This window comes from Enterobacter sp. MGH 37 (assembly GCF_000534515.1).
GTDB classification, from domain to species: Bacteria; Pseudomonadota; Gammaproteobacteria; order Enterobacterales; family Enterobacteriaceae; genus Enterobacter; species Enterobacter kobei.
The window spans coordinates 2,430,599-2,456,938 of the sequence record NZ_KI973205.1 but is presented as its reverse complement, the minus strand read 5'-3'; the positions used below and the strand labels follow the sequence as shown (position 1 = coordinate 2,456,938).

The window sequence follows — 26,340 nt, the reverse complement described above, 5'->3', positions numbered from 1 at the left end:
CACTAAAAACGGTAACCTACGGGTTACCGTTTTGCTTTTACCTCGGGGCATTTTCTTTTTCTTCTCTGTGTCTTACCTCGCACTTTTTCGTTTCCCCAATTGGCTGAATGTAAAAAAATGGTTAAGACTATTATCAGGTCAGACCACTTAACGTTTGCGTCAATTTTTTACAGGGGAGTGTTATGAGTCAGGCATTACCGCTTATTACCCGTCAGGGCGATCGCATTGCCATTGTCAGTGGTTTGCGTACGCCGTTTGCGCGTCAGGCAACGGCGTTTCATGGCATACCGGCTGTCGATCTGGGGAAAATGGTGGTGGGGGAGATGCTGGCTCGCAGCGAAATTCCGCCTGAGGTCATTGAACAGCTGGTTTTCGGCCAGGTGGTTCAGATGCCTGAAGCTCCCAATATTGCGCGAGAAATTGTCCTCGGCACCGGGATGAGCGTTCATACGGATGCCTATAGCGTCAGCCGCGCCTGCGCGACCAGTTTCCAGGCGGTGGCTAACGTGGCGGAAAGCCTCATGGCGGGCACCATTCGCGCCGGGATCGCCGGAGGCGCTGATTCCTCTTCGGTACTGCCTATTGGCGTCAGTAAAAAGCTGGCCCGTATTCTGGTGGATGCAAACAAAGCCCGCACGACCGGTCAGAAGCTCAAACTCTTCTCGCGTTTACGTCTGCGCGACCTGATGCCTGTACCCCCTGCTGTCGCTGAATATTCTACCGGCCTGCGCATGGGCGATACCGCGGAACAGATGGCGAAAACCTACGGCATTACCCGTGAGCAGCAGGACGCGCTGGCGCATCGTTCACATCAGCTGGCGGCGAAAGCCTGGTCAGAGGGCAAGCTCACCGACGAGGTGATGACCGCCTATACGCCTCCTTATCGGGAACCACTGGTTGAAGACAACAATATCCGCGGTACCTCGACGCTGGCGGATTACGCCAAACTGCGTCCGGCGTTCGACCGTAAACATGGCACCGTGACTGCGGCCAACAGTACACCGTTGACGGATGGGGCAGCCGCCGTGATCCTGATGACCGAATCCCGCGCGAAAGAGCTGGGCATCACCCCTCTGGGCTATTTGCGCAGCTATGCCTTCACCGCCATTGATGTCTGGCAGGACATGTTGTTAGGTCCGGCCTGGTCCACGCCGCTGGCGCTGGATCGCGCAGGGCTGTCGCTGGCTGATTTAACCCTGATTGATATGCACGAAGCCTTCGCCGCACAAACCCTGGCAAACGTACAGCTGCTGGCAAGCGAGCGTTTTGCACGTGATGTGCTGGGGCGCGCCCATGCCACGGGTGAAGTGGATCAAAGCAAATTCAACGTGCTGGGTGGTTCGATTGCCTACGGTCATCCGTTTGCGGCGACAGGGGCGAGGATGATTACTCAGACATTACACGAGCTACGTCGCCGCGGTGGCGGGTTTGGCCTGGTGACCGCCTGTGCGGCGGGTGGACTGGGTGCTGCAATGGTTCTGGAGGCTGAATAATGGAAATGACATCTGCATTTAACCTGACGGTTCGCCTCGACAACGTCGCCGTGATCGCCATTGATGTGCCTGACGAAAAAATGAATACCCTGAAGGCGGAGTTTGGCACTCAGGTTCGCGCGATGCTCAGGCAGATCCGCGAAAACAAGGCCATTCGCGGTCTGGTGTTTATCTCGGCCAAGCCGGATAACTTTATTGCCGGGGCCGACATTAACATGATCGCCCGGGCGCAAAGCGCGCAGGAAGCGGAAGATCTTGCGCGTCAGGGGCAGCAGGTAATGGCCGAGATCAACGCGCTGCCGATCCCGGTGATTGCCGCGATCCACGGTGCTTGTTTGGGTGGTGGACTGGAGCTGGCGCTGGCCTGCCACAGCCGCATTTGTACTGACGATGCGAAAACCGTTCTGGGCCTGCCGGAAGTGCAATTAGGTCTCCTGCCTGGTTCTGGTGGCACGCAGCGTCTGCCGCGCCTGGTAGGGGTTAGCACCGCGCTGGAAATGATTCTCACCGGCAAGCAGCTGCGCGCCCGTCAGGCGCTGAAAGCCGGTCTGGTTGACGATGTCGTTCCCCACGCGATTTTACTGGAAGCTGCTGTAGAACTGGCGCTGAAAGGTCGCCAGCCAAAACGTCCTCTTCCGGTGCGAGAGCGTGTGCTGGCGGGTCCTCTGGGAAGGACGATCCTGTTCAACATGGTGGGCAAAAAGACCGAACAAAAAACCAAAGGCAACTACCCGGCGGCGAAACGAATCCTGGAGGTGATTGAAACCGGGTTATCTCAGGGAAGCAGTAGCGGCTATGCCGCTGAAGCCAAAGCCTTTGGCGAGCTGGCGATGACGCCGCAGTCACGGGCGCTGCGCAGCATCTTCTTCGCCAGCACAGAGGTGAAAAAAGATCCGGGCAGTGAGGCTGAGCCTGCTCCGCTGCGTGCAATTGGCGTGCTCGGGGGTGGGCTGATGGGCGGCGGCATTTCTTTCGTTACCGCAAGTAAAGGGAAACTGCCGGTACGCATCAAAGACATTAACCCTAGGGGAATCAACCACGCGCTGCAGTACAGCTGGCAGAACCTTGATCAAAAGGTCAAGCGCCGCCATATCAAGGCAAGCGAGCGTGATAAAACCCTGGCGATGATCTCCGGCACGACGGACTACAGCGGTTTTGCGCACCGCGATCTGGTGATTGAAGCCGTATTTGAAGATCTGGCGCTCAAGCAGCAGATGGTGGCGGACGTTGAACAGCATTGCGCGCCGCATACCATTTTTGCCTCGAATACGTCGTCATTACCCATCGGCGATATCGCAGCGAAAGCCGCGCGTCCTGAGCAGGTGATTGGTCTGCACTTTTTCAGCCCGGTAGAAAAAATGCCGCTGGTGGAGGTGATCCCTCACGCCACAACCAGCCCGCAAACCATCGCTACCGTGGTGAAGCTGGCGAAAAAACAGGGCAAAACCCCCATCGTGGTTGCGGACAAAGCCGGCTTCTACGTCAACCGTATTCTGGCGCCGTACATCAACGAAGCGATGCGGCTGCTGACGGAAGGGGAGAAGATTGAGCACGTCGATGAGGCACTGGTAAAGTTTGGCTTCCCCGTTGGTCCTATCCAACTTTTGGATGAGGTGGGAATAGACACCGGCACTAAAATTATACCTGTACTGGAAGCCGCTTATGGCGATCGTTTTGCGCCGCCTGCAAATATTGTTTCTGCAATTTTGAAGGACGATCGCAAAGGCAGAAAAAATGAACGCGGTTTCTATCTTTACGGCGCGAAAGGGCGTAAAAGCAAGAAACAGGTCGACCCTTCTGTTTATGGGCTTATCCCGACCTCAGGTCAGGGGAGACTCTCCGCCGTTCAGTGTGCTGAACGTTGTGTGATGATGATGCTCAATGAAGCGGCACGCTGCTTTGGTGAGCAGGTGATCAAGAGCGCACGGGATGGCGACATCGGCGCCGTATTTGGTATTGGTTTCCCGCCGTTCCTTGGCGGCCCGTTCCGTTACATGGATACACTCGGCGCGGGTGAAGTGGTGGCTATTCTGCAACGTCTGGCATCGCAATATGGCCCGCGGTTTACACCGTGTGACGAATTATTGCAGATGGCGGAACGGGGCCAGACATTTTGGCCTGCAAGGGAAACTGTCCTCGTAAGCTGAGGTCAAAGAAGGGTAAATCCCGACGTGAATGAACCTGTTCTGGCGATTTTGTAAACAGAGATTGACTATACTTACGCCATTGAGGTAAAAAACAGCGTTTCATTCACCGAATGGATCAGGCACAATGCCCGGCCATCGGGTTTTCTACCTCAGAGCATTTATCGCGGGTAGTCAACGCCGGTGATTCTGGTTAACAAAAGCGGTGCAATATGCAAGTTTTTATCATGCGTCACGGCGACGCGGCACTCGATGCCGCCAGTGACTCAGTACGTCCTTTAACAGTTTGTGGTTGCGACGAATCTCGTCTGATGGCAACCTGGCTTAAAGGCCAAAAAGTGGATATCGAACGCGTTCTGGTGAGTCCGTTCCTGCGTGCAGAACAGACGCTGGACGTGGTAGGGGAGTGTATGAACCTGCCATCCAGTGTCGATGTTCTTCCTGAACTGACGCCATGCGGTGATGTCGGCCTTGTCAGCGCCTACCTTCAGGCACTGTGCAATGAAGGTGTCGCTTCCGCACTGGTCATTTCCCACCTGCCACTGGTTGGCTATCTGGTTTCTGAGTTGTGCCCGGGCGAAACGCCGCCAATGTTCACCACATCCGCCATTGCCAACGTCACCCTCGACGAAACCGGCAAAGGGGTCTTTAACTGGCAAATGAGTCCGTGCAACCTGAAGATGGCAAAAGCTATCTGACGTGACGTGCGACAGGGCGGGGTGCAAATGTGCTTCCCGCCATGCTGTCAGGGCAACTCAGGCGGTTGCCACTCCTCAACTTCTATCAACACCAGCAATGCGGCATCTCCGCCGTACTCTTTGGGTGCCTGATGAAACGCCATAACATGTGGATGCTGAGCCAGCCACAGCGGCGTTTGCTGCTTAAGAATATGTTTCCCATGGCCGTGCATCACGCAGGCGCAAAACACGTGTTCGCGGCGACAGGCGGCGATCAGTGCCCCCAGCTCCTGTTTCGCCTGCATCTGCGTTAACCCGTGCAGATCGAGAAACAGCTCCGGTGAATAATCTCCCCGACGTAATTTTTTCAGTTCAAAGTGGCTGACGTCCTCGCGCACGTATTTCACCGCACCCTGCGTATTCAGCAGCGGTTGAAACTCATCTGAAAAATAGTGGCTGTTATCCGCCTGCTCCTGCAGCAGTCGTTTGACCGGAACGTCGCTGATTTTTTTACGCTGCGGGCGATGGACAATGGTGTCCTGCGTGATTTTACGCGTCCCGGTCATCAGCTGGCGGAAGAGAGCCTGATCCTCCTCGCTGAGCGATGTTTTCTTTTTCATTCGTCATTCTCATCTCGTATTTCCGATAGTGTACCCGACTAAACGCATTTTTTAACCTCAAGCGCGACGCGTCATTGCTGATTTATCGCCGTCTTCATGGCAAACTAGCCGCCGAAAATTATGCGAGCATGCCCTGGAGGAAAGAGTGGATAAAATATTTGTCGATGAAGCAGTAAACGAGCTGCATACCATACAGGACATGTTGCGCTGGTCGGTTAGCCGCTTCAGCGCCGCCAACATCTGGTACGGTCATGGTACCGATAACCCGTGGGATGAGGCCGTTCAGCTGGTGCTGCCGTCTCTTTATCTGCCGCTGGATATTCCGGAAGACATGCGCACCGCGCGCCTGACCTCCAGTGAAAAACACCGCATTGTTGAGCGGGTGATCCGCCGCGTCAACGAACGCATTCCGGTCGCCTACCTGACCAACAAGGCCTGGTTCTGCGGCCACGAATTCTATGTTGATGAGCGCGTGCTGGTGCCGCGTTCACCGATTGGTGAGCTGATCAACAACCACTTTGAAGGCCTGATTCACCATCAGCCGCAGCACATTCTGGATATGTGCACCGGCAGCGGCTGCATCGCGATTGCCTGCGCCTATGCCTTCCCGGAAGCGGAAGTGGACGCCGTCGATATCTCTACCGACGCGCTGGCCGTCACCGAGCACAACATTGAAGAGCACGGCCTGATCCATCACGTTACGCCAATCCGCTCGGATCTGTTCCGCGACCTGCCGACGCTGCAGTACGACCTGATCGTCACTAACCCGCCGTACGTCGACGCGGAAGACATGTCCGATCTGCCAAATGAATACCGTCATGAGCCGGAGCTGGGTCTGGCGTCAGGCACTGACGGCCTGAAGCTGACTCGTCGCATTCTGGCCTGCGCGCCGGATTACCTGACCGACGACGGTGTTCTGATTTGTGAAGTGGGCAACAGCATGGTACATCTGATAGAGCAGTACCCGGATGTGCCGTTCACCTGGCTTGAGTTCGATAACGGCGGTGACGGCGTCTTTATGCTGACCAAAGCGCAGCTGCTCGACGCGCGCGAATACTTCAGTATCTATAAAGATTAATCCAGCGGGCTTCGGCCCGTTTCACAACGCTCAAACACAAACAACAACATCGGAGCCGTGATGGCAGGAAACAGTATTGGACAGATATTCCGCGTGACCACCTTTGGCGAGTCGCACGGGCTGGCTTTAGGTTGTATCGTTGACGGCGTACCGCCCGGCATCGAACTGACTGAAGCTGATTTGCAGCACGACCTTGACCGCCGTCGTCCGGGCACCTCTCGCTACACCACGCAGCGTCGCGAGCCGGATCAGGTCAAAATTCTCTCTGGCGTCTTTGAAGGCCGCACCACCGGGACCAGCATTGGTCTGCTGATCGAAAACACCGACCAGCGTTCTCAGGACTACGGCGCTATTAAAGACGTATTCCGTCCGGGCCACGCTGACTATACCTACGAGCAAAAGTACGGTTTCCGCGACTATCGCGGCGGCGGACGCTCTTCCGCGCGTGAAACCGCGATGCGCGTGGCGGCGGGTGCCATTGCCAAAAAATACCTGCAGCAGAAATTTGGCATCGTCATTCGCGGCTGTCTGACCCAGATGGGCGATATTCCGCTGGCCATTAAAGACTGGGACCAGGTTGAGCAAAACCCGTTCTTCTGCGCCGATGCCGACAAGCTGGATGCGCTGGACGAGCTGATGCGTGGCCTGAAAAAAGAGGGTGACTCCATTGGGGCAAAGGTCACCGTGGTGGCCGACGGCGTGCCGCCAGGCTGGGGCGAGCCGGTGTTTGACCGTCTCGACGCTGACATTGCGCACGCGCTGATGAGCATCAACGCGGTGAAGGGCGTAGAGATTGGCGACGGGTTTGACGTGGTTCAGCTTCGCGGCAGCCAGAACCGCGACGAAATCACGAAAGCGGGCTTCCAGAGCAACCATGCGGGTGGCATCCTCGGCGGGATCAGCAGCGGGCAGCAGATTGTTGCGAATATTGCCCTGAAGCCAACCTCCAGCATTACCGTGCCGGGCCACACGATTAACCGCTCTGGCGAAGAAGTTGAGATGATCACCAAAGGACGTCACGATCCTTGCGTGGGGATCCGTGCGGTGCCGATCGCAGAAGCGATGCTGGCGATCGTGCTGATGGATCACTTCCTGCGCCAGCGCGCGCAGAATGCGGATGTGACGACCACCATTCCACGCTGGTAACCATGAAAAAAACCGCAATTGCTCTGCTGGCGCTGCTCGCCAGTGGAGCCAGTCTGGCCGCCACGCCGTGGCAAAAGATCACCCATCCGGTGGCGGGCAGCGCGCAGTCTATCGGCGCCTTTTCGAACGGCTGTATCGTCGGCGCGCAGGCACTTCCGCTGCAATCGGATACTTATCAGGTGATGCGTACCGACCAGCGCCGTTACTTCGGTCACCCTGACCTGGTGCTGTTTATTCAGCGACTGGGAAACCAGGTAAATAACCTGGGGCTGGGGACGATGCTGATTGGCGATATGGGCATGCCTGCGGGCGGGCGCTTTAACGGCGGGCACGCCAGCCACCAGACCGGACTGGATGTCGATATCTTCCTGCAGCTACCGAAAACACGCTGGACGTCCGCGCAACTTCTGAAACCGCAGGCGCTGGATCTGGTGGCGAGTGACGGTAAGCGCGTGGTGCCCTCCCTGTGGACGCGGGATGTGTCCAGCATGATCAAGCTGGCAGCAGAAGATAATGACGTCACGCGGATCTTTGTGAATCCGGCCATCAAACAACAGCTCTGCCTGGATGCCGGAACTGACCGCGACTGGCTGAGCAAAGTGCGCCCGTGGTTCCAGCATCGTGCGCACATGCACGTTCGTTTGCGTTGCCCGGCAAACAGCCTGGAATGTGAAGATCAGCCGTTACCTCCGCCAGGCGATGGCTGCGGTGCGGAGCTGCAGAGCTGGTTTGAACCGGCAAAACCTGGAACCTCTAAGCCTGAGAAGAAGACACCGCCTCCGTTGCCGCCTTCCTGCCAGGCGCTACTGGATGAGCATGTACTTTAATGGATAATTTCGTCGATCTGTTTATGGTGTCCCCGCTGCTGCTGGTGGTGCTGTTTTTTGTTGCTATGTTAGCCGGGTTTATTGATGCGCTTGCTGGCGGCGGCGGGTTGTTAACGGTACCCGCACTGCTGGCGGCGGGCATGAGCCCCGCTCAGGCACTGGCCACCAACAAACTTCAGGCCTGCGGCGGCTCGCTTTCGGCATCGCTCTATTTTATCCGCCGCAAGGTGGTGAGCCTCGCCGATCAGAAGCTCAATATTCTGATGACCTTTATCGGCTCGACGTCGGGCGCGCTGCTGGTGCAGCACGTACAGTCCGATATTTTGCGCCAGATCCTGCCGATTCTGGTTATCTGCATCGGTCTCTACTTCCTGCTGATGCCAAAGCTCGGTGAAGAAGACCGTCAGCGTCGCTTGCATGGCTTGCCGTTTGCCCTGATAGCCGGGGGCTGCGTCGGTTTTTACGACGGCTTCTTTGGCCCGGGCGCAGGCTCGTTTTACGCGCTGGCGTTTGTGACGCTGGCCGGGTTTAACCTCGCTAAATCTACCGCCCATGCCAAAGTGCTTAATGCGACCTCTAACCTTGGTGGCCTGTTGCTGTTTATCATTGGCGGCAAGGTCATCTGGGCAACCGGTTTTGTCATGATGGCAGGGCAGTTCCTGGGCGCGCGCGCGGGCTCGCGCCTGGTATTAAGCAAAGGACAGAAGCTGATTCGCCCGATGATCGTCATCGTTTCGGCGGTCATGAGCGCAAAGCTTCTTTATGACAGCCATGGACAGGAGATCCTCCACTGGTTGGGGATGAACTAATGAACAGTACGCATAACTACGAACAGCTGATTGAGATTTTTAACGGCTGCTTTGCTGATGATTTTAATACCCGTCTGATTAAAGGCGACGACGAACCGATCTATCTTCCTGCTGATGCCGAAGTGCCGTACAACCGGATCGTCTTTGCGCACGGCTTTTACGCCAGCGCGCTGCATGAAATTTCGCACTGGTGTATTGCGGGGAAAGCGCGTCGCGAGCTGGTGGACTTCGGCTACTGGTACTGTCCGGACGGACGCGACGCCGCAACCCAGGGCCAGTTTGAAGATGTGGAAGTGAAACCGCAGGCGCTGGAATGGCTATTCTGTGTCGCGGCGGGTTTCCCGTTCAACGTCAGCTGTGACAACCTCGAAGGCGACTTCGAGCCAGACCGTATCGTCTTCCAGCGCCGCGTGCATGCACAGGTGATGGAATATCTTGAGAAAGGCATCCCGGAACGTCCGGCCCGCCTGATCGAGGCTTTACAGAATTATTACCACACGCCGGTGATCACGGCGGAATGCTTCCCCTGGCCGGAAGATCTTTAACTGAGGAAAAAAGATGATCGCAGAATTTGAATCACGCATTCTGGCGTTAATTGATGACATGGTGGAACACGCCAGTGATGATGAGCTGTTCGCCAGCGGTTATCTGCGTGGTCACCTGACGCTGGCTGTTGCCGAGCTGGAGGCAGGAGACGATCATTCTGCCGAAGCAGTGCATGATGAAGTCACCCGCAGCCTGGAAAAGGCGATTCAGGCGGGTGAACTGTCCCCGCGCGACCAGTCTCTGGTGCTGGGCATGTGGGACACGTTGTTCCAGCAGGCTAAACGCTAAGTCATCGTATTTCGCCCGGTGGCGCTGCGCTTACCGGGCCTACGAATATCCCCTCTCCTTGTGGGAGAGGGTTAGGGTGAGGGCACCCGTCCGCACCCTACTTAACCTTCTTCCCCTTCAGCAGTTTTCGCACCCACAATCGATTCGGGTTCAGCCCCGCAAGCGTTGTTCTGTCCAGCGGTAGCGGCTCGTTGCTCATTTGTGCGGCTAAGGCTTCAGCCAGTAGCGGTGCAGAACACAATCCACGCGAACCCAGCCCACCCAGCATAAACAGTTCGGGATAAACCGGTGCAGCTACCGCCGTTTCCTGGTGGTTTGCAAGGTCGTGATAGGCTTCAAGCGTTGCCTCATAGTTCGGCACATTCCCCATCATCGGCAGATGATCGCGTGTTGCGCAGCGCACGCCACAGCGGGCCGCGCCTTCGCTGACGTCAACCTCTTTCGCCCACGCTGCATCCGGGAAGCAGTCAATCAGGCGCTGGCGGTTTTGCTGTTGATCCGCCTCGCTGTAGCGCATATCCGCTTCGCCACGATGATAGCTCGCCCCGATGCAGTGATGACCATTAGACGGATTTTGTGGCGTCAGATAGCCGTCATAGCACAGCACCTGACGCAGTTTGCCCAGTTCGGACGTAGTAGGGATATGACTCACCTGGCCGCCGACCGGATAAACCGGCACGGATTCTGTCTGGATAAACTGGTTGATGCTATGTCCGTTCGCCAGCACAACGCTGGCATGGCTTGCCTCTTTGCCATCAGCAAAACGCAAATTCCAGCGTTCTGTTCGGGACAGCGATTCAACCTTGTGGGCATAGTAGACCGTCAGCCCGCGTGACTGCGCAAGGTCAATCGCCGCAGCGGTCAGTTCAGCCGGGCACAGCCAGCCGCCGAGCGGATACTGAATGCCCTCGCAGCCGGTTTCAACGCCGGTGGTGTCGGCGGCCTCTTGCGCGCTTACCGCCCGCGCAATGTCTTCCGGCAGTCCCAGGGACAGCATCTGCGCGATTTTTTGCTGACTTCTCTCATCCCAGCCGAGCTGCGTCACGCCGCACCATTCATGATCGAACGTCACCGGCAGGGCATCATACAGGCGACGGGCAAAGGTAAAGGCCGCCGGGAAAAACTGGAACAGTGCCGGATCGTGCGCGCTTAAAAGGGGATAGAGCGCCCCCTGGCGGTTGCCGGAGGCCCCACCTGCTGGCGCATCGTCAGCACAATAAAGCGTCACCTGCCAGCCACGGTGGATAAGCGCAAGAGACAGCAGGGCGCTGGCGATCCCTCCGCCTGCTATCGCCACTTCCCGTGACGCGCCGGCGCTGCGCGCAAACCAGGGTGCACTGGCGGGGATGTCCAGCGTCTGCTCCATCCTGCCGACCAGCATGTCGCGCTTGCGGCCAAAACCTTTGGTTTTCTGCATAGTAAAGCCCGCTTCCTGCAAGCCGCGGCGAACAAAGCCTGCTGAGGTGAAGGTGGCGAGCGTTGCGCCCGGACGCGCCAGTCGCGCCATCGCGTTAAACAGATGCTGGCTCCACATATCCGGGTTTTTGGCAGGCGCAAAACCGTCCAGGAACCACGCGTCCACCGTCTGATTCATCGCATCATCAAGCTTATCGGTAAGGTCGTTGATGTCGCCCAGCCACAAATCCAGCGTCACGCGTCCGCCGTCCAGAATCAGACGGTGGCAGCCCCCAATGTGAGGCGGCCACTGCGCCTGAAGCTGTTCAGCCCAGGTGGCAAGCTCCGGCCAGCGTTGATGGGCCAGGCGCAGATCGTGCGCGGTGAGCGGGAATTTTTCGAAACTGATGAAATGTAATCTTTGTAGCGTAGCCTCAGGGTGGGCAGCGTGAAACTGGTCAAACGCCTGCCAGAGGGTCAGAAAATTGAGCCCGGTGCCGAATCCGCTTTCCGCGACCACAAACAGGCTCCGCGGATGCTCCGGGAAGCGGGTGCTGAGCTGGTTTCCGTCGAGGAAAACATAGCGAGTTTCTTCGAGTCCGTTATCATTAGAAAAATAGACGTCATCAAAATCTCGGGAAACAGGTGTACCCTCAGCGTTGAATTCGAGGTTGGCGGGATGTATAGCGTTTTGTTTCACGTAAGTTACTCGTCTGACAGGCAGTGGCACGATCTTAACGATGTGAGTCCATCGGTGCAAATTTCCGCAGAAAATGTCTGATCGGACTTGTTCGGCGTACAAGTGTACGCTATTGTGCGACTCGAAACTTACTATAGTGCGACTTACAGAGGTATTGAATGAAACGTGCAGTGATTACTGGCCTGGGCATTGTTTCCAGCATCGGTAATAACCAGCAGGAAGTCCTGGCATCTCTGCGTGAAGGACGCTCCGGGATCACTTTCTCTGAAGAGTTTAAAGATTCAGGTATGCGTAGCCACGTATGGGGTAACGTCAAACTGGACACCACCGGTTTGATTGACCGCAAAGTGGTTCGTTTCATGAACGATGCCTCTATTTATGCTTATCTCTCCATGCAGGAAGCGATTGCAGATGCAGGTCTGAGCGCGGAAGTTTACCAGAACAATCCCCGCGTAGGTCTTATCGCTGGTTCCGGCGGCTCATCTAAAGCGCAGGTATTCGGTGCTGACGCAATGCGTAGCCCGCGTGGTCTGAAAGCGGTAGGTCCGTACGTGGTCACCAAAGCCATGGGCTCTGCGGTTTCCGCATGCCTGGCCACTCCGTTCAAAATCCACGGTGTGAACTACTCCATCAGTTCCGCGTGTGCGACGTCCGCACACTGCATCGGTAACGCGGTTGAGCAGATCCAGCTGGGTAAACAGGACATCGTCTTTGCTGGCGGCGGCGAAGAGCTGGGCTGGGAAATGGCCTGTGAGTTCGACGCGATGGGCGCTCTGTCCACCAAGTACAACGAAACCCCGGAAAAAGCGTCCCGTACTTACGACGCGCACCGTGATGGCTTCATCATCGCAGGCGGCGGCGGTATGGTTGTGGTTGAAGAGCTGGAGCACGCGCTGGCACGTGGTGCGCATATCTACGCTGAGATCGTGGGCTACGGCGCAACGTCTGATGGCGCCGACATGGTTGCGCCATCCGGTGAAGGTGCGGTGCGCTGCATGAAGATGGCGATGCACGGCGTTGATACGCCAATCGACTACCTGAACTCTCACGGTACCTCTACTCCGGTAGGCGACGTGAAAGAGCTGGGTGCAATCCGCGAAGTCTTCGGCGACAACAGCCCGGCAATTTCTGCCACTAAAGCAATGACCGGTCACTCTCTGGGTGCTGCGGGCGTGCAGGAAGCGATCTACTCTCTGCTGATGCTGGAAAACGGCTTTATCGCCCCAAGCATCAACATTGATGAGATGGACGAGCAGGCTGCTGGCCTGAATATCGTGACGAAACCAACGGAAGCGACACTGACCACCGTCATGTCTAACAGCTTCGGTTTCGGCGGCACGAACGCGACGCTGGTAATGCGTAAGTACAAAGCATAAGCGTTTGAATGTATAGTAGAAGGGAACCGGAAGGTTCCCTTTTTTTATGCCTCAACACGGAGTTATGCATGAAGGCTGTTATCCCAGAGAAGAGCGCCCCTTCCGGTAACCTTTCCCTTTTCCGAATCGCCTTTGCGGTATTTCTGACCTACATGACCGTTGGCCTGCCGCTGCCGGTGATCCCACTGTACGTTCATCAGGAACTCGGCTATGGCATCACCATGGTCGGCATTGCCGTGGGCATTCAGTTTTTAGCCACGGTGTTAACCCGCGGGTACGCCGGACGGCTGGCAGATCAGCATGGTGCAAAACGCTCGGCGTTACAGGGGATGTTTGCCTGTGGTCTGGCGGGCGGGGCATGGCTGTTAGCCGCGCTTTTGCCGGTAGACGCAGGGTATAAATTTGCGCTGCTGGTGCTGGGACGTTTAATCCTTGGCTTTGGTGAAAGCCAGCTGCTGACCGGCACCCTGACCTGGGGAATGGGCCTGGTGGGGCCTGCTCGTTCGGGCAAAGTGATGTCCTGGAACGGCATGGCTATCTATGGCGCGCTGGCCGCTGGCGCACCGCTGGGACTGCTGATCAATAGCCAGTTTGGCTTTGTGGCGCTGGCAGCCACCACCATGGTGTTGCCGCTGCTGGCGTGGGCATTTAACGGCTCGGTACGTAAGGTACCCGCTCACAAAGGGGAGCGTCCTTCCCTGTGGAGCGTGATCGGCCAAATCTGGCAGCCGGGTCTGGGCCTGGCGCTGCAGGGCGTAGGTTTTGCGGTGATTGGCACGTTCGTCTCCCTCTACTTTATGAGCCGCGGCTGGGCGATGGCCGGATTTACGCTCACGGCGTTTGGCGGGGCGTTTGTGCTGATGCGCGTGTTCTTCGGCTGGATGCCGGATCGCTTTGGTGGCGTGAAGGTGGCGGTGGCATCGCTGATGATAGAGACCGTTGGCCTGCTGCTGCTGTGGCACGCACCGGTCGCCTCTGTCGCGCTGATTGGCGCAGCACTCACCGGCTGCGGTTGCTCGTTGATTTTCCCGGCGCTTGGCGTGGAAGTCGTGAAGCGTGTGGCCCCGCAGGTGCGTGGCACAGCACTCGGCGGCTATGCGGCGTTTCAGGATATCTCATACGGAGTAACCGGACCGCTGGCCGGACTGCTGGCCACCTCGTTTGGCTACCCGTCCGTCTTCCTGGCCGGTGCCATTTCTGCGGTCGTGGGGATCGTGATGACGCTGGTGGCGTTTCGCCGGTCGTAGTTTTTGCCCGGTGGCGCTTCGCTTACCGGGCCTACAACCGCACTAACCGTAGGCCGGGTAAGGCGAAGCCGCCACCCGGCAGTGTTAAGCAACCAGCCAGAAAATCGCCAGCGCAATCAGTAACGCAATAAACAACAATCCCGGACGGGCGGAGAGCGTTCTGAACGTCTCCACAACGGGCGCAAAAAGCGGGCTGTAGATCGGCTGAATGTTTCTTGCCTCCGGTACGCCGCCTTCCCGCTCGGCGCGGCGCACGAAGATCTGATTGAGCACATCCTGCACCTGCGCGGTGGTCAGTACCGTTTGCGGTGTCGCCTGCCAGTTCTGCTGGGCGTAATCCCGAATCGCCTCGAACTCGTGCGGTTCCAGCGGCTGTTTAAGCGCAGCCTGAACGGTATGCAGGGTAGGGGCGCTCTGGGTGCTGAGCGTCTGGCGCGCCTGTAGCCAGGTCACCAGATGGGGAAACTGTTTGGCCGGGATCAACTCGCCCGCCTTTACGCCGGACAGTTCGAGCATGGATTGCCAGATAAGCTTTGTTGACTCGCCGGTGGCGGCGGCCAGTTTGGTCACCATTTGATTCAGCGTGTTGTGCTCAGCAGGCAGCAGCGAACGCTCGGTCGCTGGCCGCAGCTGCGGCTGTGGGATAGACAGCTGATTGTTCTGCAACAGCGTCAGCACGGTTTTAAGCTGGTCTGGCGTCAGCTGGCTCAGGGCAGTCTGGCCATACTGCTGGCGGATAAAGTCGCTGACCGCCTGACGGTTATTTCCCTGGCCGAGCAGCTCGGTCAGTTGCGTGACAATCTGCCGCGTGGTGTGGTTCTGCTGTGCGGTCGTAATACGCTGGTTGAGATTTTGCTCGGCAGCAGGGAAATGTCGCGACTGCAGCGGTGCGTCGTTCCTGACGCCTAAATCATGCTTTACCCCGGCCCAGACTTCCGCGTTTTGCTGTGAAGTCAGCGCAATCAGGCGCGTGATCAGTCGCTCCAGCACGGTGCGCTGTTGCGTGGATAGCGGTTGTTCACCGGCAACGTTTGGCGTGACAGGGCCTTCACCCGGAGGGCGTGGCGGCGTACCTGAAATGGGCTGCATCGTCAAAAATCCTTAAAGTCAAAACTCAGCGTAAACCTGGCAGACGTATATGCCTGGCGGCCAGATTATGGCACACTTGGCAGGTTTACTTCCTCTCAAACAGGTACTCAGACGTGAAAATCCTCGTTGATGAAAATATGCCTTATGCCCGTGAGCTGTTTAGCCGCCTGGGTAACGTTAAGGCTGTCCCTGGTCGCCCGATCCCGGTCAACGAACTGGATGACGCAGACGCGCTGATGGTGCGCTCGGTGACCAAAGTAAATGCGTCGTTGCTCGCCGGAAAAGCGATTAAGTTTGTCGGAACCGCAACGGCAGGGACCGATCATGTGGATGACCAATGGCTGAAGCAGGCGGGGATCGGCTTTTCCGCCGCGCCCGGCTGTAATGCTATTGCCGTCGTGGAATATGTCTTCTCCTCTTTGCTGATGCTGGCCGAGCGCGACGGTTTTGTGCTGAAAGACCGCACCGTGGGGATCGTCGGGGTGGGTAACGTGGGTGGACGCCTGCAAAAGCGCCTGGAGGCGTTAGGTATTCGCACGCTGCTGTGCGACCCACCGCGTAAAGACAACGGTGACGAAGGGGATTTCCGCTCGCTGGATGAGCTGGTTGAACAGTGCGATGTGCTGACGTTCCACACGCCGCTGTTTAAAGAGGGCCCCTATACGTCCCTGCATCTTGCCGATGAAGCACTGATCCGTCGTCTGAAGGCTGGCACTATTCTGATAAATGCCTGCCGTGGCCCGGTGGTGGACAACGCCGCGCTGCTGAAATGTCTGAATGAAGGACAAGACCTCCGCGTTGTGCTGGACGTCTGGGAGCCGGAGCCGGATCTTAACGTTGAACTGCTTAACAAGGTGGACGTAGCCACTGCGCATATCGCGGGCTATACGCTTGAAGGCAAAGCCCGCGGCACAACGCAGGTGTTTGAAGCCTACAGCATGTTTATTGGCCATCCGCAGCAGGTGGCGCTGGATACCTTACTTCCCGCACCTGAATTTGGCCGCATTACCCTGCACGGCCCGCTCGATCAGGCAACGCTGAAAAGGCTGGTGCATTTGGTGTATGATGTGCGCCGCGATGATGCGCTGCTGCGTAAAGTGGCGGGGATCCCGGGTGAATTTGACAAGCTGCGTAAGAACTATGTTGAGCGCCGCGAGTGGTCGTCCCTGTATGTGATGTGCGACGACGCAACGGCCGCGACGCTGCTGAAAAAACTGGGTTTTAACGCCGTTCATCACCCGGCGCATTAATGTCTTCTTAATGCTCCCTGTCGGATACTCCGACAGGGACGCTTTTTTATTTCTGGAGTAAACCACCATGTCTGAAGGCTGGAACATTGCCATTTTAGGTGCCACCGGTGCCGTGGGCGAAGCCCTGCTCGAAACCCTTGCTGAGCGTCAGTTCCCGGTGGGCGATATCTATGCGCTGGCGCGTACCGATAGCGCGGGTGAGCATCTGCGCTTTAACGGTAAATCCGTCATGGTCCAGGATGCGGCTGCGTTTGACTGGACCCAGGCGCAGCTGGCATTTTTCGCCGCAGGTGCTGAAGCCACGGCGTCTTACATCGAAGAGGCGACCAATTCAGGTTGCCTGGTGATCGACCTGAGCGGTCTGTTCGCCATGGAGCCGGACGTGCCGCTGGTGGTGCCGGACGTCAACCCGTATGTCCTGGCTGACTACCGTAACCGTAATATCATCGCGGTACCGAACAGTCTGACCAGCCAGCTGCTGACCGCGCTGAAACCGCTGATTGACGACGGTGGCCTGTCGCGTATAACCGTCACCAGCCTGCTGTCTGCCTCCGCAAATGGCAAAAAGGCCGTCGATGCGCTGGCCGGGCAGAGCGCGAAGCTGCTGAACGGTATCCCGATTGATGAGGATGATTTCTTCGGTCGCCAGCTGGCGTTCAACATGCTGCCACTGCTGCCGGATCGTGAAGGTTCCGTGCGCGAAGAGCGCCGTATCGTCGATGAAGCGCGCAAAATTCTGCAGGATGAGGGGCTGATGATCTCCGCAAACGTCGTGCAGTCGCCGGTATTCTACGGTCACGCGCAGATGGTAGGTTTTGAAGCCCTGCGCCCGCTGGCGGCGGAAGAAGCGCGCGATGCGTTTGGCCGCGGTGAAGATATCGTACTTTCCGAAGAGAGCGAGTTTCCGACGCAGGTCGGTGACGCCACCGGTAGCGCCCATCTTTCAGTCGGTTGCGTGCGGAACGATTACGGTATGCCGGAGCAGGTTCAGTTCTGGTCCGTTGCGGACAACGTTCGTTTTGGCGGCGCGCTGATGGCGGTCAAAATTGCTGAGAAACTGGTGCAGGAGTACCTGTACTGATGTCAGAAGTGGAACAAAAGCCGGTTCATAAAATTGCCCTCGGTATCGAGTACGATGGCAGTAAATATTATGGCTGGCAGCGTCAGAATGAGGTGCGTAGCGTCCAGGAAAAGCTGGAGAAAGCGCTCTCTCAGGTGGCAAACGAGCCGATTAACGTTCTGTGCGCAGGCCGAACGGATGCGGGTGTTCACGGTACCGGGCAGGTGGTCCACTTTGAAACCACTGCCGTGCGCAAAGATGCTGCCTGGACGCTGGGTGTAAATGCGAATTTACCTGGTGACATTGCGGTGCGTTGGGTGAAAGCTGTGCCGGATGATTTTCACGCGCGCTTCAGCGCGACGGCGCGTCGCTACCGCTATGTCATCTACAACCAGCGTCTGCGTCCGGCGGTGCTAAGCCAGGGCGTAACGCATTTTTATGAACCGCTCGATGCTGAACGCATGCATCGTGCGGCGCAGTGTCTGATTGGTGAAAATGACTTTACGTCGTTTCGTGCGGTGCAATGTCAGTCCCGTACGCCGTGGCGTAACGTTATGCACATAAACGTCAGCCGTTTTGGCGCGTATGTGGTGGTGGATATCAAAGCCAATGCCTTTGTACATCATATGGTGCGGAATATTGTAGGCAGCCTGATGGAAGTGGGTGCCGGACACCAGCCGGAGAGCTGGATTGCAGACCTGCTGGCAGCGAAGGACAGAACGCTTGCGGCAGCCACGGCGAAAGCAGAAGGACTGTATCTGGTTGCGGTAGACTATCCGGATCGGTTTGACCTGCCAAAACCGCCAATGGGCCCGCTGTTTTTAGCGGACTAAACAAAGGTGCAATTAAGGCTTAGACAATATGGACGTAATACGTTTTCTGATTGATTTCATTCTGCATATTGATGTTCACCTGGCGGAACTGGTCGCGCAGTATGGCGTCTGGGTTTATGCCATCCTGTTCCTCATTCTGTTCTGTGAAACCGGTCTGGTCGTTACCCCCTTCCTGCCGGGGGACTCCCTGCTGTTTGTTGCGGGTGCGTTATCGGCCCTACCGACCAATGATTTGAACGTGCATCTGATGGTGGTGTTGATGGTGATTGCCGCAATTATCGGGGATGCCGTCAACTATACCATTGGCCGGGTGTTCGGTGAGCGCTTGTTCAGCAATCCTGATTCGAGAATTTTCCGTCGCAGCTATTTAGATAAAACCCATGCGTTTTATGAACGTCATGGCGGAAAAACCATTATCCTTGCGCGTTTTGTGCCTATTGTGCGCACATTTGCACCGTTTGTGGCGGGAATGGGGCATATGTCCTATCGTCATTTTGCGATGTATAACGTCGTGGGCGCGCTGCTGTGGGTGCTGTTGTTTACCTATGCAGGCTACCTGTTTGGCGACTTGCCGGTGGTTCAGGAAAACCTTAAGTTACTGATTGTAGCGATTATTGTGCTTTCCGTACTGCCTGGCGTTATCGAGATTATTCGTCACAAACGCGCGGCGGCAAAGCAAGCGAAGTAAATGCACGCTGGCGGTTCGACCACTTTTTTATCCAAAGTTTCGGGCTGTTATGTTTTAATGTGCAACATTCATGGTCTGTTGGAGGCAAAAATGGCATTATTCGCCTCTTATAGCAAAACTGGCATACGACCAGGTTCAGGCAGAAAGGTTATCAATGAGCTGGATTGAACGAATTAAAAGCAACATTACCCCAACGCGCAAAGCGAGCATTCCTGAAGGGGTATGGACGAAGTGTGATAGCTGCGGCCAGGTTCTGTACCGTGCAGAGCTGGAACGCAATCTTGAAGTGTGTCCGAAGTGTGACCACCATATGCGTATGTCGGCGCGTAACCGCCTGCATAGCCTGCTGGACGAAGGTTCACTGGTAGAACTGGGCAGCGAGCTTGAGCCAAAAGATGTGCTGAAGTTCCGCGATTCCAAAAAATACAAAGATCGTCTTGCCTCTGCACAGAAAGAGACTGGCGAGAAAGACGCGCTGATCGTCATGAAAGGCACCCTGCATGAAATGCCGGTTGTCGCCGCGGCGTTTGAGTTCTCCTTTATGGGTGGCTCAATGGGCTCTGTCGTGGGCGCACGTTTTGTGCGTGCCGTTGAGCAAGCGCTGGAAGATAACTGCCCGCTGATCTGCTTCTCTGCCTCTGGCGGAGCACGTATGCAGGAAGCGCTGATGTCTCTGATGCAGATGGCGAAAACCTCTGCGGCGCTCGCGAAAATGCAGGAACGCGGTCTGCCTTACATTTCCGTGCTGACAGACCCAACCATGGGTGGCGTCTCTGCAAGCTTCGCGATGCTGGGCGATCTGAACATTGCTGAGCCAAAAGCACTGATCGGTTTCGCTGGTCCTCGCGTCATTGAGCAAACCGTTCGTGAAAAACTGCCGCCGGGCTTCCAGCGCAGTGAGTTCCTCATTGAGAAAGGCGCCATCGATATGATCGTCCGCCGTCCGGAAATGCGCCTGAAACTGGCAAGCGTTCTGGCGAAGCTGATGAATCTGCCCGCGCCAAACCCGGATGAGCCGCGCGAAGGCGTGGTGGTACCGGATCAGGAACCCGAGGCCTGATAACTGAAAAGGGCAGGGCCAGATGGCGCTGCCCTTTTGCTTTATAACCTGCTAATGACAACCGGGCATCATGGAAAATAAAAGCATTCCTCAAGCCACGTCGCCCCTGGCCGCGTGGCTTTCTTATCTGGAAAACCTGCACAGTAAAACCATTGATATGGGGCTTGAGCGCGTAAGCCAGGTTGCCGCGCGTCTGGGCGTGCTGAAACCTGCGCCTTTCGTTTTCACCGTCGCAGGCACCAACGGTAAAGGCACTACCTGCCGTACGCTGGAATCCGTCCTGATGGCGGCGGGTTACAAGGTAGGCGTTTACAGCTCACCACACCTGGTACGTTACACTGAGCGGGTTCGCGTGCAGAACAGCGAGCTGCCGGAATCGGCGCATACGGCGTCGTTCGCGGAAATCGAAGCCGCGCGAGGTGATATCTCGTTAACCTATTTCGAGTACGGCACGCTTTCGGCATTGTGGCTGTTCAAACAGGCGCAGTTGGATGTGGTGATTCTGGAAGTGGGTCTTGGCGGGCGGCTTGATGCCACCAATATGGTGGATGCGGACGTGGCGGTGGTCACCAGTATCGCGCTGGACCATATCGACTGGCTGGGGCCGGATCGTGAAAGCATTGGTCGCGAGAAGGCCGGAATTTTCCGGGCGAATAAACCCGCCGTGGTCGGTGAGCCGGATATGCCGCACACTATTGCTGACGTGGCCCAGGAGAAGGGCGCTCTGTTGCTGCGCCGTGGCGTTGACTGGCAATATGAGGTTCAGGATAACGGCTGGCGCTTTAGCGATGCGCAGGGAATGCTGGACAACCTGCCTCTGCCGCAGGTGCCACAGCCTAACGCGGCAACCGTGCTGGCGGCATTGCGCGCCAGCGGATTAGCGGTCAGCGATCAGGCTATCCGCGACGGCATTCAGAATGCGCTACTGCCGGGACGTTTTCAGATAGTGAGTGAGTCACCGCGCCTGATCCTGGACGTGGCGCACAACCCACACGCAGCGGCGTACCTCGCAGGACGTCTCAAATCGTTACCAAAAACCGGGCGCGTGCTGGCGGTTATCGGTATGCTTCATGATAAAGATATCGGTGGCACGCTGGCCTGCATGGAGAGTGTGGTCGATAGCTGGTATTGTGCTCCTCTTGAGGGGCCGCGTGGTGCGACGGCCGAGCAGTTGATGGAACATCTCGGCAAAGGCGCAATCTATAGTAGCGTGGCTCAGGCCTGGCATGCCGCGATGGCGGATGCTAAACCAGAAGATACCGTGCTGGTGTGTGGCTCTTTCCACACGGTGGCACATGTCATGGAAGTGATGGACGCGGGGAGAACCGGTGGCGAGTAAGTTTCAGAACCGTTTAACAGGAACGATTGTGCTGGTCGCGCTCGGGGTGATTATTCTTCCCGGGCTGCTCGACGGGCAGAAAAAGCATTATCAGGACGAGTTTGCAGCCATTCCGCTGGTGCCGAAACCGGGCGACCGTGATGAACCGGATATGCTGCCTGCGGCGACACAGGCGCTGCCTGCCCAGCCGCCGGAAGGGGCGGCTGAAGAAGTTCGCGCGGGCGATGCCGCTGCGCCGTCGCTCGACCCGTCGCGTCTGGCGGCGAATAACAACATCGAGATTGATCCGGTACCGGTAGAGAAGCCTAAGCCTGTTGAAAAACCGAAGCCGGTAGAGAAACCGCAGCCGAAGCCAACGCGTGATAAAGCGGCAGAGCAACTGGCTGCTGCGTCAGAAACCCCTCCGCCAGCGAAGCAAGACGCAGCCCCGACCGGCAAAGCCTATGTTGTGCAACTGGGCGCGTTGAAAAACGCCGATAAAGTTAACGAGGTCGTGGGTAAACTGCGCAGCGCGGGCTATCGTGTTTACACTTCACCTTCCACGCCGGTGCAGGGTAAAATTACCCGTATCCTTGTGGGGCCGGAAGCGTCTAAAGATAAGCTGAAAGGCTCGCTGGGTGAGCTGAAGCAGATCTCCGGTCTGAGCGGTGTGGTGATGAACTATAGCGCGAACTGATAAGATCTCCCCCTCACCCTAACCCTCGCCCCTCAAGGGAGAGGGCCGGGGTGAGGGGGAGAAGACGTCCACAGAGATGTCAAAAGGACCGTGGCGTTGATTATTTTTTCAGCGCCTTTTTTATTTACGCGCGGGAAGGAAATCCCTACGCAAACGTTTTCTTTTTCTGTTAGAATTCGCCCCGAACTGGATGACAGGGCGTTAAATCGTGGGACACATATGGTCTGGATTGATTACGCCATCATTGCGGTGATTGGTTTTTCCTGTCTGGTTAGCCTGATCCGTGGCTTTGTTCGTGAAGCGTTATCGCTGGTGACTTGGGGTTGTGCTTTCTTTGTTGCCAGTCATTACTACACTTACCTGTCTGTCTGGTTCACGGGCTTTGAAGATGAACTGGTCCGAAATGGAATCGCCATCGCGGTGCTGTTTATCGCGACGCTGATTGTTGGTGCTATCGTCAATTACGTGATAGGTCAGCTGGTCGAGAAAACCGGTCTGTCAGGAACGGACAGGGTACTCGGGATCTGTTTCGGGGCGTTGCGAGGTGTGCTGATTGTGGCCGCCATCCTGTTCTTCCTGGATACCTTCACCGGGTTCTCCAAAAGTGAAGACTGGCAGAAATCGCAGCTCATTCCTGAGTTCAGCTTCATCATCAGATGGTTCTTTGACTATCTGCAAAGCTCGTCGAGTTTTTTGCCCAGGGCATAAACCCTGAGATGTGGCTTAACGAGGAAAAGACGAATGTGCGGTATTGTCGGTATCGCCGGTTTCATGCCGGTAAACCAGTCGATTTATGACGCGTTAACGGTGCTTCAGCACCGTGGGCAGGATGCTGCGGGTATCATCACCATTGATGCAAACAACTGCTTCCGTTTACGTAAGGCGAATGGCCTGGTAAACGATGTGTTTGAAGCCCGCCATATGCAGCGTCTGCAAGGTAATATGGGGATCGGTCACGTTCGTTATCCTACTGCTGGCAGTTCCAGCGCCTCTGAGGCACAGCCTTTCTACGTCAACTCACCGTATGGCATCACCCTTGCCCATAACGGCAACCTGACCAACGCCCATGAGCTGCGTAAAAAGCTGTTCGAAGAGAAACGTCGCCACATTAACACCACCTCTGATTCTGAAATCCTGCTCAACGTGTTCGCCAGCGAGCTGGATAACTTCCGTCACTACCCGCTGGAAGCAGACAATATCTTTGCTGCCATTGCTGCGACCAACCGCCAGATCCGCGGTGCATACGCCTGCGTGGCGATGATTATCGGTCACGGTATGGTTGCCTTCCGCGATCCAAACGGCATTCGTCCGCTGGTGCTGGGCAAGCGCGACCTTGGCGATGGCCGTACCGAATATATGGTTGCCTCTGAGAGCGTGGCGCTGGATACCCTGGGCTTCGAATTCCTGCGTGACGTTGCGCCGGGCGAAGCGGTGTATATCACCGAGAAGGGCCAGCTGTTTACCCGTCAGTGTGCCGACAACCCGGTCAGCAACCCGTGTCTGTTTGAATACGTCTATTTCGCCCGCCCGGACTCCTTCATCGACAAGATTTCCGTCTACAGCGCGCGCGTAAATATGGGCACGAAGCTCGGCGAGAAGATTGCTCGCGAATGGGACGATCTCGACATCGACGTGGTTATTCCTATCCCGGAAACCTCCTGCGATATCGCTCTGGAAATTGCCCGTATTCTGGATAAACCTTACCGTCAGGGCTTCGTGAAGAACCGCTACGTTGGCCGCACCTTCATCATGCCGGGCCAGCACCTGCGCCGTAAGTCTGTACGTCGTAAACTGAACGCCAACCGCGCCGAATTCCGTGATAAGAACGTTCTGCTGGTGGATGACTCCATCGTGCGTGGTACCACCTCTGAGCAGATTATCGAGATGGCGCGCGAAGCGGGGGCGAAGAAAGTGTATCTGGCGTCTGCCGCACCGGAAATTCGCTTCCCGAACGTGTACGGCATCGATATGCCAACCGCCAATGAGCTGATTGCGCACGGTCGCGAAGTGGACGAAATTCGTCAGATTATCGGCGCCGATGGCCTGATTTTCCAGGATCTGAACGATCTTATCGACGCGGTGCGCGCCGAGAACCCGGAGATTCAGCAGTTCGAATGCTCCGTGTTTAACGGCGTCTATGTGACGAAAGACGTCGACCAGCAGTACCTTGACTATCTTGATTCGCTGCGCAACGACGATGCGAAAGCCGTTCAGCTGCAAAACGATCTCGAAAGTTTAGAGATGCACAACGAAGGTTGATCTCTCTGCAGGTGAGGGCGTTCGCCCTCACTTGCAACTCCCCGCGAAATCCTGCACAGTCTGCCCTGAAATCAGTAAGGGCGAAAATCATGAAACGACTCATTGTTGGGCTCAGCGGTGCCAGTGGCGCCATTTACGGCGTACGTCTGCTGCAGGTTTTGCGCGACGTAGCGGAAGTCGAAACCCATCTGGTGATGAGCCAGGCGGCGCGACAAACCCTCTCCCTTGAAACCGATCTCTCCCTGCGTGATGTTCAGGCACTGGCCGACGTCGTGCACGACGCGCGCGATATCGCCGCCAGCATCTCCTCAGGCTCGTTTAAAACCGCTGGCATGGTGATCCTGCCCTGTTCAATTAAAACGCTCTCCGGCATTGTGAACAGCTATACCGACACGCTGGTGACGCGCGCGGCGGATGTCGTGCTGAAGGAACGTCGCCCGCTGGTGCTTTGCGTGCGGGAAACGCCGCTACATCTGGGGCATTTGCGCCTGATGACCCAGGCCGCCGAGCTGGGCGCCGTGATCATGCCGCCGGTACCGGCGTTTTATCATCGCCCGCAGTCGCTGGATGATGTGATCAACCAGACCGTCAACCGCGTGCTGGATCAGTTTGATATCGACCTGCCGGAAGATCTCTTCACCCGCTGGCAAGGAGCCTGATTCTGTGCACACATGCTGTGCATGAAAAGAGACGTTGCCCTGTTTCAGGGCAATTATGCAACGGCGATCATATCCTCGACATTTAATTCGTTTTTTCCCTTTTTCTCTCTCCGGTTCGTTCGGCAGACCTGCTATCTTTCACCATTAAGGCAATATCGCAACGTTTTATTAACATATTTAACGTCGAAGTTTTGACCAGACGGCAATGTGGCATAAGACCTGCAAGAGAAGCCTGCAACACAACACACAACACAATACATAATAAAATCACGGTACTTGAGGGTAAATGTATGAAGAAGACGGTTCTGGCTCTGTCTTTGCTGGTGGGGTTAAGTGCGGCGGCAGGTAGCTATGCAGCGCTTCCACAGACGGTTCGTATCGGTACAGACGCAACCTACGCGCCATTCTCTTCCAAGGATGCGAAAGGCGATTTCGTGGGGTTTGATATCGATCTGGGAAATGAAATGTGCAAACGCATGCAGGTAAAATGCACATGGGTGGGCAGCGACTTTGACGCATTAATTCCGTCGCTGAAAGCCAAGAAAATCGATGCCATTATCTCTTCTCTCTCTATCACCGAAAAACGTCAGCAGGAGATTGCCTTCTCTGACAAGCTCTACGCCGCTGATTCACGTCTGATTGCTGCTAAAGGCTCCCCGATCCAGCCGACCATCGACTCCCTGAAAGGCAAGCATGTTGGCGTGCTCCAGGGGTCAACGCAGGAAGGTTATGCCAATGCCAACTGGCGCGAGAAGGGTGTCGACGTGGTTGCCTATCAGAATCAGGATCTGATTTACTCTGACCTGTCGGCGGGCCGTCTGGATGCCGCATTCCAGGATGAAGTCGCCGCGAGCGAAGGCTTCCTGAAGCAGCCAGCCGGGAAAGACTACGCTTTTGCAGGCCCGTCAGTGAAAGACAAAAAATACTTTGGTGACGGCACCGGTATTGGCCTGCGTAAGGATGATACCGAGCTGAAAGCCGCCTTTGACAAAGCGTTTACAGAGCTGCGTAAAGACGGTACTTACGACAAACTGGCGAAGAAATACTTCGACTTCAACGTCTACGGTGACTGAGACCTGAC

25 protein-coding genes are annotated in these 26,340 nt (G+C 56.5%); 22 read left to right on the top strand and 3 right to left on the bottom strand.

The window, feature by feature from the left end; all coding sequences use genetic code 11:
• The first annotated feature begins 182 nt into the window (after window positions 1–182).
• The 3 genes from fadI to sixA all read left to right on the top strand — a co-directional run bounded on the left by fadI (window position 183) and on the right by sixA (window position 4,335).
• Entirely contained in the window at window positions 183–1,493 is a 1,311-nt protein-coding gene (gene fadI, locus L383_RS12135; protein WP_023330992.1) for an acetyl-CoA C-acyltransferase FadI, read from the top strand.
• Window positions 1,493–3,640, top strand: coding sequence for a fatty acid oxidation complex subunit alpha FadJ (fadJ, locus tag L383_RS12140; RefSeq protein WP_023330991.1), 2,148 nt, complete (start codon window positions 1,493–1,495; stop codon window positions 3,638–3,640). Before fadI ends, fadJ begins: the two co-directional genes overlap by 1 nt.
• A gap of 209 nt (window positions 3,641–3,849) precedes the next feature.
• Window positions 3,850–4,335, top strand: a complete 486-nt coding sequence (sixA, locus tag L383_RS12145) for a phosphohistidine phosphatase SixA (RefSeq protein WP_014884683.1) — start codon at window positions 3,850–3,852, stop codon at window positions 4,333–4,335.
• A 47-nt stretch (window positions 4,336–4,382) separates the two neighbouring features.
• On the opposite strand, the gene smrB is transcribed toward sixA, so the two are convergent.
• On the bottom strand, window positions 4,383–4,934 hold the full coding sequence (gene smrB, locus L383_RS12150; RefSeq protein WP_014884682.1) for an endonuclease SmrB: 552 nt from the start codon (window positions 4,932–4,934) through the stop codon (window positions 4,383–4,385).
• 145 nt (window positions 4,935–5,079) lie between these two features.
• Here smrB and prmB point away from each other — a divergent pair, with 145 nt between their 5' ends.
• The 6 genes from prmB to L383_RS12180 are packed head-to-tail and all read left to right on the top strand — an operon-like array spanning window position 5,080 to window position 9,628.
• Window positions 5,080–6,012 (top strand): 50S ribosomal protein L3 N(5)-glutamine methyltransferase, encoded by a 933-nt coding sequence (gene prmB, locus L383_RS12155; protein WP_014884681.1) that lies wholly within the window; start codon window positions 5,080–5,082, stop codon window positions 6,010–6,012.
• A 60-nt stretch (window positions 6,013–6,072) separates the two neighbouring features.
• Window positions 6,073–7,158 (top strand): chorismate synthase, encoded by a 1,086-nt coding sequence (aroC, locus tag L383_RS12160; RefSeq protein WP_014884680.1) that lies wholly within the window; start codon window positions 6,073–6,075, stop codon window positions 7,156–7,158.
• 2 nt (window positions 7,159–7,160) lie between these two features.
• Window positions 7,161–7,985, top strand: a complete 825-nt coding sequence (mepA, locus tag L383_RS12165; RefSeq protein ID WP_023330990.1) for a penicillin-insensitive murein endopeptidase — start codon at window positions 7,161–7,163, stop codon at window positions 7,983–7,985.
• Window positions 7,985–8,794, top strand: a complete 810-nt coding sequence (locus tag L383_RS12170; RefSeq protein ID WP_023330989.1) for a sulfite exporter TauE/SafE family protein — start codon at window positions 7,985–7,987, stop codon at window positions 8,792–8,794. Before mepA ends, L383_RS12170 begins: the two co-directional genes overlap by 1 nt.
• Window positions 8,794–9,339 carry an elongation factor P hydroxylase gene (locus L383_RS12175; RefSeq protein ID WP_014884677.1) on the top strand — a complete coding sequence of 182 codons (546 nt, stop codon included), beginning with the start codon at window positions 8,794–8,796 and terminating at the stop codon, window positions 9,337–9,339. Before L383_RS12170 ends, L383_RS12175 begins: the two co-directional genes overlap by 1 nt.
• Window positions 9,340–9,352: 13 nt before the next feature.
• Window positions 9,353–9,628 (top strand): YfcL family protein, encoded by a 276-nt coding sequence (locus L383_RS12180; protein ID WP_014884676.1) that lies wholly within the window; start codon window positions 9,353–9,355, stop codon window positions 9,626–9,628.
• A gap of 97 nt (window positions 9,629–9,725) precedes the next feature.
• Here the strand turns inward: L383_RS12180 and mnmC are convergent, their stop codons facing one another.
• On the bottom strand, window positions 9,726–11,723 hold the full coding sequence (mnmC, locus tag L383_RS12185) for a bifunctional tRNA (5-methylaminomethyl-2-thiouridine)(34)-methyltransferase MnmC2/FAD-dependent 5-carboxymethylaminomethyl-2-thiouridine(34) oxidoreductase MnmC1 (RefSeq protein WP_023330988.1): 1,998 nt from the start codon (window positions 11,721–11,723) through the stop codon (window positions 9,726–9,728).
• Window positions 11,724–11,881: 158 nt separating this feature from the next.
• On the opposite strand from mnmC, the gene fabB reads away from it, so the two are divergent.
• Both fabB and L383_RS12195 read left to right on the top strand, forming a co-directional pair.
• Entirely contained in the window at window positions 11,882–13,099 is a 1,218-nt protein-coding gene (fabB, locus tag L383_RS12190) for a beta-ketoacyl-ACP synthase I (protein WP_014884674.1), read from the top strand.
• A gap of 68 nt (window positions 13,100–13,167) precedes the next feature.
• Window positions 13,168–14,346, top strand: coding sequence for an MFS transporter (locus L383_RS12195; protein ID WP_023330987.1), 1,179 nt, complete (start codon window positions 13,168–13,170; stop codon window positions 14,344–14,346).
• Between the two features lie 84 nt (window positions 14,347–14,430).
• Here L383_RS12195 and flk read toward each other — a convergent pair whose 3' ends face one another.
• Complete coding sequence (gene flk / locus L383_RS12200) at window positions 14,431–15,435, bottom strand: flagella biosynthesis regulator Flk (protein ID WP_014884672.1); 1,005 nt, start codon at window positions 15,433–15,435, stop codon at window positions 14,431–14,433.
• Window positions 15,436–15,548: 113 nt separating this feature from the next.
• Here flk and pdxB point away from each other — a divergent pair, with 113 nt between their 5' ends.
• The 11 genes from pdxB (at window position 15,549) to argT (ending at window position 26,332) form a co-directional block, all read left to right on the top strand.
• A complete protein-coding gene (gene pdxB, locus L383_RS12205; RefSeq protein ID WP_023330986.1) occupies window positions 15,549–16,685 on the top strand; it encodes a 4-phosphoerythronate dehydrogenase PdxB in 1,137 nt (378 codons plus the stop codon).
• 67 nt (window positions 16,686–16,752) lie between these two features.
• Window positions 16,753–17,766 (top strand): aspartate-semialdehyde dehydrogenase, encoded by a 1,014-nt coding sequence (locus L383_RS12210; protein ID WP_023330985.1) that lies wholly within the window; start codon window positions 16,753–16,755, stop codon window positions 17,764–17,766.
• The gene (gene truA / locus L383_RS12215; RefSeq protein WP_014884669.1) at window positions 17,766–18,578 is read left to right on the top strand and encodes a tRNA pseudouridine(38-40) synthase TruA; all 813 of its coding nucleotides are present in this window, start codon (window positions 17,766–17,768) and stop codon (window positions 18,576–18,578) included. The genes L383_RS12210 and truA overlap by 1 nt, the downstream gene beginning before the upstream one ends.
• A gap of 28 nt (window positions 18,579–18,606) precedes the next feature.
• Window positions 18,607–19,266 (top strand): DedA family protein, encoded by a 660-nt coding sequence (locus tag L383_RS12220; protein WP_023330984.1) that lies wholly within the window; start codon window positions 18,607–18,609, stop codon window positions 19,264–19,266.
• A 154-nt stretch (window positions 19,267–19,420) separates the two neighbouring features.
• Window positions 19,421–20,326: an acetyl-CoA carboxylase, carboxyltransferase subunit beta gene (accD, locus tag L383_RS12225; RefSeq protein ID WP_014884667.1), complete on the top strand. Its 906-nt coding sequence runs from the start codon at window positions 19,421–19,423 to the stop codon at window positions 20,324–20,326.
• 70 nt (window positions 20,327–20,396) lie between these two features.
• Complete coding sequence (gene folC, locus L383_RS12230; RefSeq protein ID WP_023330983.1) at window positions 20,397–21,665, top strand: bifunctional tetrahydrofolate synthase/dihydrofolate synthase; 1,269 nt, start codon at window positions 20,397–20,399, stop codon at window positions 21,663–21,665.
• On the top strand, window positions 21,655–22,341 hold the full coding sequence (dedD, locus tag L383_RS12235) for a cell division protein DedD (protein WP_023330982.1): 687 nt from the start codon (window positions 21,655–21,657) through the stop codon (window positions 22,339–22,341). The genes folC and dedD overlap by 11 nt, the downstream gene beginning before the upstream one ends.
• Window positions 22,342–22,560: 219 nt before the next feature.
• A complete protein-coding gene (cvpA, locus tag L383_RS12240) occupies window positions 22,561–23,049 on the top strand; it encodes a colicin V production protein (protein WP_000262116.1) in 489 nt (162 codons plus the stop codon).
• Window positions 23,050–23,082: 33 nt separating this feature from the next.
• On the top strand, window positions 23,083–24,600 hold the full coding sequence (gene purF / locus L383_RS12245; RefSeq protein WP_014884664.1) for an amidophosphoribosyltransferase: 1,518 nt from the start codon (window positions 23,083–23,085) through the stop codon (window positions 24,598–24,600).
• Between the two features lie 89 nt (window positions 24,601–24,689).
• On the top strand, window positions 24,690–25,259 hold the full coding sequence (locus tag L383_RS12250) for a UbiX family flavin prenyltransferase (protein ID WP_014884663.1): 570 nt from the start codon (window positions 24,690–24,692) through the stop codon (window positions 25,257–25,259).
• Window positions 25,260–25,549: 290 nt separating this feature from the next.
• Complete coding sequence (gene argT, locus L383_RS12255) at window positions 25,550–26,332, top strand: lysine/arginine/ornithine ABC transporter substrate-binding protein ArgT (protein WP_014884662.1); 783 nt, start codon at window positions 25,550–25,552, stop codon at window positions 26,330–26,332.
• Window positions 26,333–26,340 lie beyond the last annotated feature (8 nt).

What these genes read in the sequence shown, in the direction of transcription:
- fadI (WP_023330992.1), top strand. Translation starts at nt 183, where the DNA reads ATGAGTCAGGCATTACCGCTTATTACCCGTCAGGGCGATCGCATTGCC.
- fadJ (WP_023330991.1), top strand. Translation starts at nt 1,493, where the DNA reads ATGGAAATGACATCTGCATTTAACCTGACGGTTCGCCTCGACAACGTC.
- sixA (WP_014884683.1), top strand. Translation starts at nt 3,850, where the DNA reads ATGCAAGTTTTTATCATGCGTCACGGCGACGCGGCACTCGATGCCGCC.
- smrB (WP_014884682.1), bottom strand. Translation starts at nt 4,934, where the DNA reads ATGAAAAAGAAAACATCGCTCAGCGAGGAGGATCAGGCTCTCTTCCGC.
- aroC (WP_014884680.1), top strand. Translation starts at nt 6,073, where the DNA reads ATGGCAGGAAACAGTATTGGACAGATATTCCGCGTGACCACCTTTGGC.
- mepA (WP_023330990.1), top strand. Translation starts at nt 7,161, where the DNA reads ATGAAAAAAACCGCAATTGCTCTGCTGGCGCTGCTCGCCAGTGGAGCC.
- L383_RS12170 (WP_023330989.1), top strand. Translation starts at nt 7,985, where the DNA reads ATGGATAATTTCGTCGATCTGTTTATGGTGTCCCCGCTGCTGCTGGTG.
- L383_RS12175 (WP_014884677.1), top strand. Translation starts at nt 8,794, where the DNA reads ATGAACAGTACGCATAACTACGAACAGCTGATTGAGATTTTTAACGGC.
- L383_RS12180 (WP_014884676.1), top strand. Translation starts at nt 9,353, where the DNA reads ATGATCGCAGAATTTGAATCACGCATTCTGGCGTTAATTGATGACATG.
- fabB (WP_014884674.1), top strand. Translation starts at nt 11,882, where the DNA reads ATGAAACGTGCAGTGATTACTGGCCTGGGCATTGTTTCCAGCATCGGT.
- L383_RS12195 (WP_023330987.1), top strand. Translation starts at nt 13,168, where the DNA reads ATGAAGGCTGTTATCCCAGAGAAGAGCGCCCCTTCCGGTAACCTTTCC.
- flk (WP_014884672.1), bottom strand. Translation starts at nt 15,435, where the DNA reads ATGCAGCCCATTTCAGGTACGCCGCCACGCCCTCCGGGTGAAGGCCCT.
- L383_RS12210 (WP_023330985.1), top strand. Translation starts at nt 16,753, where the DNA reads ATGTCTGAAGGCTGGAACATTGCCATTTTAGGTGCCACCGGTGCCGTG.
- truA (WP_014884669.1), top strand. Translation starts at nt 17,766, where the DNA reads ATGTCAGAAGTGGAACAAAAGCCGGTTCATAAAATTGCCCTCGGTATC.
- L383_RS12220 (WP_023330984.1), top strand. Translation starts at nt 18,607, where the DNA reads ATGGACGTAATACGTTTTCTGATTGATTTCATTCTGCATATTGATGTT.
- accD (WP_014884667.1), top strand. Translation starts at nt 19,421, where the DNA reads ATGAGCTGGATTGAACGAATTAAAAGCAACATTACCCCAACGCGCAAA.
- folC (WP_023330983.1), top strand. Translation starts at nt 20,397, where the DNA reads ATGGAAAATAAAAGCATTCCTCAAGCCACGTCGCCCCTGGCCGCGTGG.
- cvpA (WP_000262116.1), top strand. Translation starts at nt 22,561, where the DNA reads ATGGTCTGGATTGATTACGCCATCATTGCGGTGATTGGTTTTTCCTGT.
- purF (WP_014884664.1), top strand. Translation starts at nt 23,083, where the DNA reads ATGTGCGGTATTGTCGGTATCGCCGGTTTCATGCCGGTAAACCAGTCG.
- L383_RS12250 (WP_014884663.1), top strand. Translation starts at nt 24,690, where the DNA reads ATGAAACGACTCATTGTTGGGCTCAGCGGTGCCAGTGGCGCCATTTAC.
- argT (WP_014884662.1), top strand. Translation starts at nt 25,550, where the DNA reads ATGAAGAAGACGGTTCTGGCTCTGTCTTTGCTGGTGGGGTTAAGTGCG.